This is a genomic window from Haladaptatus sp. HS23 (assembly GCF_056892285.1).
Genome location: NZ_JBXGLH010000017.1, coordinates 72,294 through 80,893 on the forward strand (window position 1 = coordinate 72,294; position 8,600 = coordinate 80,893).

The 8,600-nt window shown below is 52.1% G+C and carries 6 protein-coding genes; 2 read left to right on the plus strand and 4 right to left on the minus strand.

Features of this window, described 5'->3' with window-relative positions:
* Positions 1-6: 6 nt before the first annotated feature.
* Positions 7-1,419, minus strand: coding sequence for a hypothetical protein (locus AC1XDK_RS26910; RefSeq protein ID WP_483353095.1), 1,413 nt, complete (start codon positions 1,417-1,419; stop codon positions 7-9).
* Positions 1,420-1,776: 357 nt separating this feature from the next.
* Positions 1,777-3,312, minus strand: coding sequence for a SagB family peptide dehydrogenase (locus AC1XDK_RS26915; RefSeq protein ID WP_483353096.1), 1,536 nt, complete (start codon positions 3,310-3,312; stop codon positions 1,777-1,779).
* Positions 3,313-3,639: 327 nt separating this feature from the next.
* On the opposite strand from AC1XDK_RS26915, the gene AC1XDK_RS26920 reads away from it, so the two are divergent.
* The gene (locus tag AC1XDK_RS26920; RefSeq protein ID WP_483353097.1) at positions 3,640-4,479 is read left to right on the plus strand and encodes an aldo/keto reductase; all 840 of its coding nucleotides are present in this window, start codon (positions 3,640-3,642) and stop codon (positions 4,477-4,479) included.
* Between the two features lie 520 nt (positions 4,480-4,999).
* On the opposite strand, the gene AC1XDK_RS26925 is transcribed toward AC1XDK_RS26920, so the two are convergent.
* Together AC1XDK_RS26925 and AC1XDK_RS26930 are read right to left on the minus strand one after the other, a co-directional pair.
* Complete coding sequence (locus AC1XDK_RS26925; RefSeq protein ID WP_483353098.1) at positions 5,000-5,167, minus strand: DUF1931 domain-containing protein; 168 nt, start codon at positions 5,165-5,167, stop codon at positions 5,000-5,002.
* A gap of 200 nt (positions 5,168-5,367) precedes the next feature.
* Entirely contained in the window at positions 5,368-6,663 is a 1,296-nt protein-coding gene (locus AC1XDK_RS26930; protein WP_483353099.1) for an arylsulfotransferase family protein, read from the minus strand.
* Positions 6,664-7,139: 476 nt separating this feature from the next.
* Here AC1XDK_RS26930 and AC1XDK_RS26935 point away from each other — a divergent pair, with 476 nt between their 5' ends.
* Positions 7,140-7,955 carry a hypothetical protein gene (locus AC1XDK_RS26935; RefSeq protein WP_483353100.1) on the plus strand — a complete coding sequence of 272 codons (816 nt, stop codon included), beginning with the start codon at positions 7,140-7,142 and terminating at the stop codon, positions 7,953-7,955.
* Positions 7,956-8,600 lie beyond the last annotated feature (645 nt).

Here is an 8,600-nt window from a genome sequence, read left to right on the forward strand (position 1 = left end):
CGTTTTCTACGAGACTGTCGATGAGAGGTCAGTCAGTTCGATCCATTCGGTTCCGTTCGAGATGACGAGCTCCGGATGACCATCGGCGTCAGGATCCCACGACTGACCATCAGCGAGTGCGATACGACCGAGCTGGTGTTCAGGTGGGGAAGATCGTGGTTCGAATTCGAAAGACGACGCATCGCGATAATTCCCGCCGTATCGATCACCTTCGAAGGTTTGTTGGGTTGCAGACGGCCACTTTCTCGTCGATCCATCCACGTAGAGAGTTCCACCAGTATGCTCGACGATGTTCTCGACTGCTCCCGCGACGAACGGGTTATGGAAGTACGTCCCCTGTTCGGCTGCTGCAGGGAATCGAGGTCCGTTCTCGTCGATGTCTTGAATAACGGCTGTCCCGCGCACGTTTGCGAAGTAGGCGTTTTGGAATATGTTGTAGATTGCCCGTGAGTCGGCGATATGGATTCCGTGGTAGGTCGCTTCGATGTTCAGATAGCGGAAGTGGTTTGCAAACGAATACTCTCGAACTCGGAGGGCAGTGTCATCAGCGTTCTCGCCGGAACTGAAGCTCCCTTCGATACCGGAGAATTGAACGCGGCGCATCTCTACACCGATGCCGCCTGCCGCATTGTGAACACCATAATGATAGGAATTCAGGATGAAATTCAGTTGGCAGGCACCGGTACCATCCGGGTTACTGTTCGACGTCGAGAACCGTGACCAACAACTGTTGTACGCATCACCCAAATCCTCCGATCCCCAGACGAAGGTGAAGTCAGCACATTCGCCTTCGAATCGAACTCCGACGATTTCGGTGTAGAACATCGCTGTTCCGGCTGAATCGTGGATCTGAATTCCGTTTCCACTATCTGTTCCACATTGGATTCGTGACGATTCGAGTCCATCACCGTAGATCGCCCAGTTGTTTCGCAGATTATCGTATTCAGCAAGGTCGATTTCCCAGGCAGTGGTACCGGTTCCGTAGTAGCCACTCGGGTAGTAGATGACACCGCCTCCGATCGCATCTAGTCGTTCGAATGCCTCCTGCATGCCGCCCGTTTTGGAGGGAGAAACATACGGATCAGTGCGCGTGCCACTTCCAGATACTGCTGGAAGCGCAGACACAATTACAATGTTCGACTGTTGAGCTACCTCGAGTTCGTCGACCGTGATTGATCGTACTGGAGATGATTTGCCTAGATGGCTCGTCGATCCATATTGTCCACTGTGGTCGTGGTCACGAGGTGCCCAAGGACGGTGCTCTCGATTGTAACGTGAAGCTGGGTCACCCTCTTCCTGGTTGAATGACGGCCAAAATGCGGTACTTCCGATCCCCATTGCACCCAAAAATCCGCGTCGGGAACTGGTTAGTGTCTTCTCTCTCCGACGATCAGTGTCTTTTTGTGAAGTATCATCCATCACGGTTTGGTCTTCGTTGAAGGTGGTAAACACTTATTCGTCAAATTGGGTTAAAATAGAATATATTTGAAACCGGTTTTCAGTCACGGGGAATATGACTGACTGTGTATTGTATACATATTCAGTATGCAGATACAGCATATGTTTTCAAAGAAAGTTACAACAGACCACCACTCTTTGCCGTCGCTTTTGTTAATTAGGCAGGCAACTGTACGCTAACGTATTAGTCATGAATACCCAGAGGAGTTAGTCTCCCAGAGTGGCTACATCAATAGAATGATCGTTCACGAGGTCACTCAGTTTTGTCTACGATAGCGCGGTGATATCGACACGGTGCCTCTCCGCCGTATAGTCGTACTACCGTGTCGATTTTCCAAACGCAAACAGCGTCATCGGCGTCTGATTCGCCGCTCGAGGCGAGAAGAAATCAGTCACGAGGTCGTCGTAGAAGGTGAACCCACGGCCACCGAGTGCACGGTGTGCATAGGTCGCGAGATACAACCGCCCTAACCCGATGCCACCTTCCAGCTGGGCTACTCGATACCCTCGGTTCCCGGCAGTCTCGACGATGGCGTCGATATCTGCCATAAGATACACGTTCACCGCAGCGTCCCCAACGACTGGCTGGTCGAGCGCGAGATGCCCTGCGGTTCGTCGGTTGATATCACTCAGTCGTTCGAGAGTCTGTGCATCCGGATGATACTGATACGCACCAGATGGAATGTTGTCGACAGCGTGAACAAGACAGTAACAATCGACCAATCCGTCGATACGCTCACTATCAAAACAGTCTGTGGGTATCCCACGAAGCGCGCGGTCAAGAATCGTCGCGAACTGCCGCGAACTTATCGAGTCGTGGCTGTACTCTCGGAGTGAGCCCCGACGTTCGATGGTAGACCACACCGGACGACTCGACGCCGTCTCGGTATCGACTGGATCGAGGGAAATCAGTTCCCCATCACCCAAGTCATGGCGTCCGAACGCATCCTTGGACACATCCTGAACTTGGTCACGCCACGCCTGCACTGCCTCACCGTCTGCCAACGTACTCTGCTCCCAAGCGTCGGCCACCAGCGGATACTCGACGGGATTCTGTGAGAGTGGCGTCTCTTCGGGATTGATCGTTGTGGCTGGGGGGGAATCTGGAGCTGGGTCACCGCTACCGATAGGAACGAGTTCGAGCGGAGCTTCGTCTGTGGAATCGACACCGAGGAGTTGAGCGACCGTCTCGTCCGCGAATCCGGTGACGACTGACGCCTGATGACCATTTCCGTGGGCGACTGCCAATAGGTTAGCGAGGATGGTGCCTGAGTCCCAGAACGCGTGGCGATAGGTTCGATCGCGGTATTTCCAGGCGTTGCGCCACCATTCGGAGGTGGCAACGAACGTAACGGGGGCATCGGAGACTGCCGCGTGGTTGCCCGTTGCTCGAGCGAGGACGCCTCGATAATCGCCCTCACGAAGTACGTCGAACGATTCAGTATGGGGATCGAAGTGATAGACGCCGGGGGCAAGCCCGTCGATGTCACCTGTGACAGCATAGAGGTCTACGTGATAGAGCTTTCCCGTACAAGAGGCTGCCCGAAACCGCATCCGTTGGCCCTGTCTCTCAAGTTCTTTCGTGACCCCCATTGCGTAGTGACAGAGGGTGTGGACGGCTTGGGCATCAAGCGAGGATTGCGGGCCATCACGCGGAGTATCGGTCGATGTAGTGATCGCCGATAAGGCTGGTTCGTCCGGCGAGCGTGTCGATTCTGGGAGTGAACGCTGTGGCAACCTCTCGTACACTTTGTAGGGACGTGGCTTGTTCGCGTAGTTTAGCGAGAACGTATCGCCCCGAATACTCTCGAGAGAGTGGTTCGTTCGCTCGTGATATTCTCGTGCGTCGACCATCGGACAATCAGACGGGGGTCATTCACAAACAGTTTGGGTTGGTTTTGAGAACCTCACGAATCGGTACACAACGTCACTGAGCACGTGATGCTGGTTCATGTCCCTCGTCACAGTGAGAAAGGCTGTCTAAAGAAAATACAGCGAGAGTTCCACGGGTCACCTGACCTGTGGTACTTCACTCTCGATATCTATTTGTTTAAGGAACTAGATTTTGACGAGGTCACAGCCCTCGCATCATCTTCTACACAAATCCCTCTTGTCGAAACAAGCAGGCAGAGCTGTCCGTGAACCGAATGATTTTGGGTACCAATGGATACTACTTGCCTGATGACCTCCCCAACAAAAACACTGCCAAGTGGAGACGAACTTCCAATGGTTGGAATCGGCACCTGGAACATCAACGGTGACACCGTCCGTCAATCAGTTCGGACAGGCTTAGATGCGGGATACGCACACGTCGATACCGCCGAAGGATACCATAACGAAAGCGACATCGGAGATGTGATATCCGAGTTCGACCGCGAGGATATCTTTCTAACTTCAAAAGTCCTCCCGAAACATCTAAACTACGAGGCAGTTATTGCTTCCTGCGAGGATTCATTGGAACGACTGGGTACCGACTACCTAGATCTGTACTTGATTCACTGGCCGAACCCTGCAATTTCACTTCGCGAAACCTTGGATGCAATGGCAACGCTCCACAACGAGGGTAAAATCAAGAATATCGGCGTTTCTAACTTCAGTGCATACCAGCTTAGCTGCGCTCATCATATTTCAGACGTGCCTATCGCCGTTAATCAGATAGAATATCACCCTTGGAATACACAGGATGATATTGTCGAGTATTGTCGTGAGACCGGCACCATCATTGAAGCCGCTGCTCCGCTTGGCCGGACAGAGGTTTTTGCTGACGACACTGTTCAGGACATGGCAGAGAAGTATGACCGAGAGCCAGCTCAGATTATTCTCAAGTGGGCCGTCGAGAAAGGTATTGTTGTCTTCCCTAAGTCATCTTCACCTGACCATGTACAAGCGAACTTGGAGCTGTTTGACTGGACACTAGATGACGAAGACCAGGCTCACCTTGACGAAATCGATCACCACCAACCTGTGTATGACTTACCCACAAGAGATTGGGGCGACGAAACGTACGGGATCTCCGAGTAACAGTTGTGTAGATATCCTTGGATTGCTAGGACGCTGCTCCCACATCAGTGCTTCTCGTTACTGGATCCTAGCTACTTCGTGGGGTGAAATAGCGAACTTCTTTCGCACGTCGTAGAAGGTTTGGCCCAGAGAGTGTCGGTGAAGCGCTCGAAGTCTGCTCGCGGAACTATCCCTTTACCAAGAAACTGAGTGCAGATCTTCCCGATTCCAGTCTGACACCCCAAATGAGGGGTAATCTGCTGGCGTTACTCGTGCAATTTGAGATCGTCGAGGTATCCAGTGAGCGCAACAATAGCAACCGCTACAATTTTACCCATTACAATCGAAAGCAAATGAACACACTCGGTCGTATTCTTCAGCGAGTATCCTCTGGTTCATGACGAGCGAAATCCGCAAAAAGAAGCCTGAAGCTCGTCCCGTAATCTGGACCATCTCGGAATGGCGGTCAGCCATTAGAGAAGTGTGTTCTGTATAGCAACGAACAAAAAACAGGTTGATGCTACGGCGAGACGATGAGCAGTTACAAGTCGCGCACTTGGACGGTTTTACGATCGTTTTCTTCAGCCCGTCGAGAAGCGTCTTCAAGAATGGATGCGACTTCGTCGTCGAGTGCATCGTAGAAGTCGCTGGCCACATTCTGTCCTTCGAGCTGGTCTTTCACTGCGGATTGGACAATCAAATCAGCCATACAAGCGTTCTGACGGTATAATACTACAAAAGACCAGTGGCAGAATAGTTGAGAAAAGACGACTAATTCGGATCACTGGTGACGAAATCTCTTGGGTGATTCGTTAGTCCGCGTTTCCGGCAGTCACCGCTCAGTGGGTCGCTGGTACGCTTGGAATGAAACGACAGCCAGTGCATCTGCGATTTGAGGACCTTCAATCATCAATGACGTAGATATTGAACACCCCCAATAAGAATCAAGGCGAGTGAGAACAGTGACAAAGCTAACTGAGGAACACCGAACCAGAACGGTGTCATTGGGACAATCGCTCGAAGGAGAACGAGGATCGATGAGAGGATCGGGATGTCATTCCCTGGCGCAACGATTGATGACGTATCTGAACTGTATTGCGGTCCACCGACTGTTTCACCCACCGGGAGTCGGTCCGCTTCATACGGGATCCGTGATGTTCTTGTACTCCATACGACTTTGCCTTCGGAATTCACCTCGACGATCCGTCTGTTTAGCGTATCGGTGATGAGCGTATTTCCATTTGGCAGTCGATCAGCGTCACGTGGCCAATTAAACTCGACGCCACTAGCACTTCCTACCGTCCAAACAGGGCGCCATTCCCCACTCTCGGTGCGGTGAAGTTCAACAATTCGGTCATTGTCGCTATCGGCAACGAGTACGGCACCATCTCCTAACCACTGTGGATTATGTTGATGATTAAGCACAGAGGGATCACCACAGCGTACATCGCCATCATTGTCATAGTCAGCCAACTGGCCCGATCGTCGACAGCTTGCATCAGAGCTCGTTGGAGTATCCTTGTTGATCACCTCGACAACACCTTTGCCTCGTTGAATGACCAATAATTGGTTTGTGTTCCGAATCGAAATCAGATATCGACCATCACCAATGACGTCGACATCGTTGATGTGCAGCCAGTCCGACTTTGTTGGATCACTTGGCGCGTCGTAGAATGAACGCCCGTTCCATTGCCATGTGACTGCTCCATTTTTTACCGTAAAGATGCGCTCGTGTTCCATATCGGTCATCAGATATTCCCCTGAAGGGAGGCGCTCGACATCGTGAACCTCACTGTCCTTTTTGTCACGAACTGGAAAACTATATTCCGAAATGACATGGGGAGTGGGTGTGGGATCAATCACACGAAACCCTGAGCGTGAACATGGAGATTCATAGGGACCACACGCCTGATATCCCCCATCCATAAACCCTGCCAATACCGTTCCATTGCTCGTCTTCGTTACGTCGAAATAGCTACCGGCACTGGCTTCGCGCCATGTCACATCCCGGCCAGTCAAAAGATACACACTTCCATATTCGTGCCAACCAGGCCCACCACCTTGTGATCCCACTAAAGTTTGGCGGCTGTCGCTATCGCCGACGGAACCAATCTCTGGCGCAAGAGCCCCACTGACTACTACAGTTAATACGAAAAGGATGACACCGATTACGACGAGCCAGGTACCTTGACGGCGGGGATTCATTATATTTCGTACTCTGAGATGTCGCAAAGGGTTTGCGATCCCTAATAGGTGATACAAAACCTGCAGGCAATGAGTCGATATTGAGCGATCATAATGGAAACCGCCGAAACGGACACACGGATCCTCGCCATCGGAGCACCGTCAGTCGACGACGCACACGCGTACGACCCAACTGACGACACGTGATCCATCTCTCCATTGGACAGGCGAGAAACGCCGTCACACGATGACTAAGGTAGGGAAACAGCTCGACGGATATCGGACCCCCGGTCAGCAGGACAGCATCTATAGAGAAATGAGTACGTCTTCAACACTTCATATCTCAGGTCGCGGAGCAAACAAGTGATGGTGATATTTGTCGCTTGATTCGTGAGTCGGAGTTTGCGGCTGTGACAGCTCGGGGATTAGATGATCTTGACAGTGAGGAGACAACGTTATTTCCTTACGGGGTGTGGGTACGGTGTGTAGGTTTTTTCATGTCTTCGACAAACAGTGAGGAAAATCACCGTCAAGCAAATACTTGGGAGGATGGAGTCGCAGCAAAAGTACAGCAGTTACGGCCGATGATCCAGCCTTCACCCATTTCGGGCTATGAGCACGTCCATGGCTTCGGCATCTATGGCCTTCCCTTGGATACCGGTCACGTCCTCGCACTCCGTGTGTTTCCCGAGAACGATTTCGCGCCCTACAAGACGATTTGGCATCGGACCCCGGATGGCACATGGTCGATTTACGTGGATGGGCCGCGTCACGACACTGCCTGCCCTCGCTACTACGGAGCGGCAACCGATCACGTCGAATCTTCGAATATCACACTCACATGGATTGGGCCGATGGAACTCCGTGTGGAAATGGACGATCCTGATTTCGTCCTGACTGTCAAACTTGAGGCCTCTTGGCCGACGAGAATTATGAACACCATCGGAGCTCGCATCCCGGTGTCTCTGTGGCGCGTTCCTGGAGTAGCACAGATACTCGCCCCCATTGCTGACAGGGTGTTCGATGTCGGAGAGGTGACATTCGTTGGGTCCACCCCCAACGGACACCACGCCATTCTGATGCCACGTCAAATGTATCCGATCATCGCCGGATCGGCTACCCTGGACGGGGAGGACCTGGGAATGCCCGTGCGAAGCGAAACCAACCCGACGATTGGAAACGTTGCGCTGCCTGTTCGACCGGTGCTTGCGATTGGAGAAGCATACTTTGAGATTCTCGACCAGGAGGAGTACGAATGGGTTCGTTCGCAACTCGCTCGCCAACTCTCCACCGGAGGGATCGAACTAGACTAGTCTGCAAGATCTGCTCCTTGCATTCAGCACGACTCCTGGAACCTCTCACCGTCCGAGAGTTTCAACAATGCCGAATTCATCTGTGGCCTCGTCGGTCTCGAATGCGAGGACAACATCGACGTCGCTCTCTTGCGTGACGTCCTTTGTCTGGTTCACAAAACTTCCCGTGAGCCACGAACTGCAAAGGCGATCCTCGTCGACTTCGAGTGCATCTCTGATCTGTGGCCACTAGTTTGCGTTCGTTATTGACCATTGCAGTGGAGTATCGGTAATTGACTACTGTGAGACAGGCACCAAGTCACGATGCCGGAACCAGACATCGATTTCGACCGTGTAATTGGCACGAGACGGCACTGTCTAGATGCGGAAAACCAAGCGATAGCGGTACGATTGGCGAAGTTTCACCCACCGATCGTAGTGGCTGATTCTTGCTATCGAGATCAGCTGCACTGTGAGAAGACGGAATTTGGCTACTTCACCGAAACCCTAGTCATGATGAGACAAAGTGGTTCGTTCGCTACTCCCGTTACAGGCGCTGAAACGCCACTCAACAATAGAACCACTTAACTACTCGACTTCGCACCTTATGCTGGCTAAGCGCGTATAGCTAGCGTGAATCGCTGATGCTTCCAATTACGTCGTTCT

Coding starts and splice junctions, on each gene's coding strand:
- AC1XDK_RS26925 (WP_483353098.1), bottom strand. CDS start 5,167: ATGGCTGATTTGATTGTCCAATCCGCAGTGAAAGACCAGCTCGAAGGA.
- AC1XDK_RS26915 (WP_483353096.1), bottom strand. CDS start 3,312: ATGGTCGACGCACGAGAATATCACGAGCGAACGAACCACTCTCTCGAG.
- AC1XDK_RS26930 (WP_483353099.1), bottom strand. CDS start 6,663: ATGAATCCCCGCCGTCAAGGTACCTGGCTCGTCGTAATCGGTGTCATC.
- AC1XDK_RS26935 (WP_483353100.1), top strand. CDS start 7,140: ATGTCTTCGACAAACAGTGAGGAAAATCACCGTCAAGCAAATACTTGG.
- AC1XDK_RS26910 (WP_483353095.1), bottom strand. CDS start 1,419: ATGGATGATACTTCACAAAAAGACACTGATCGTCGGAGAGAGAAGACA.
- AC1XDK_RS26920 (WP_483353097.1), top strand. CDS start 3,640: ATGACCTCCCCAACAAAAACACTGCCAAGTGGAGACGAACTTCCAATG.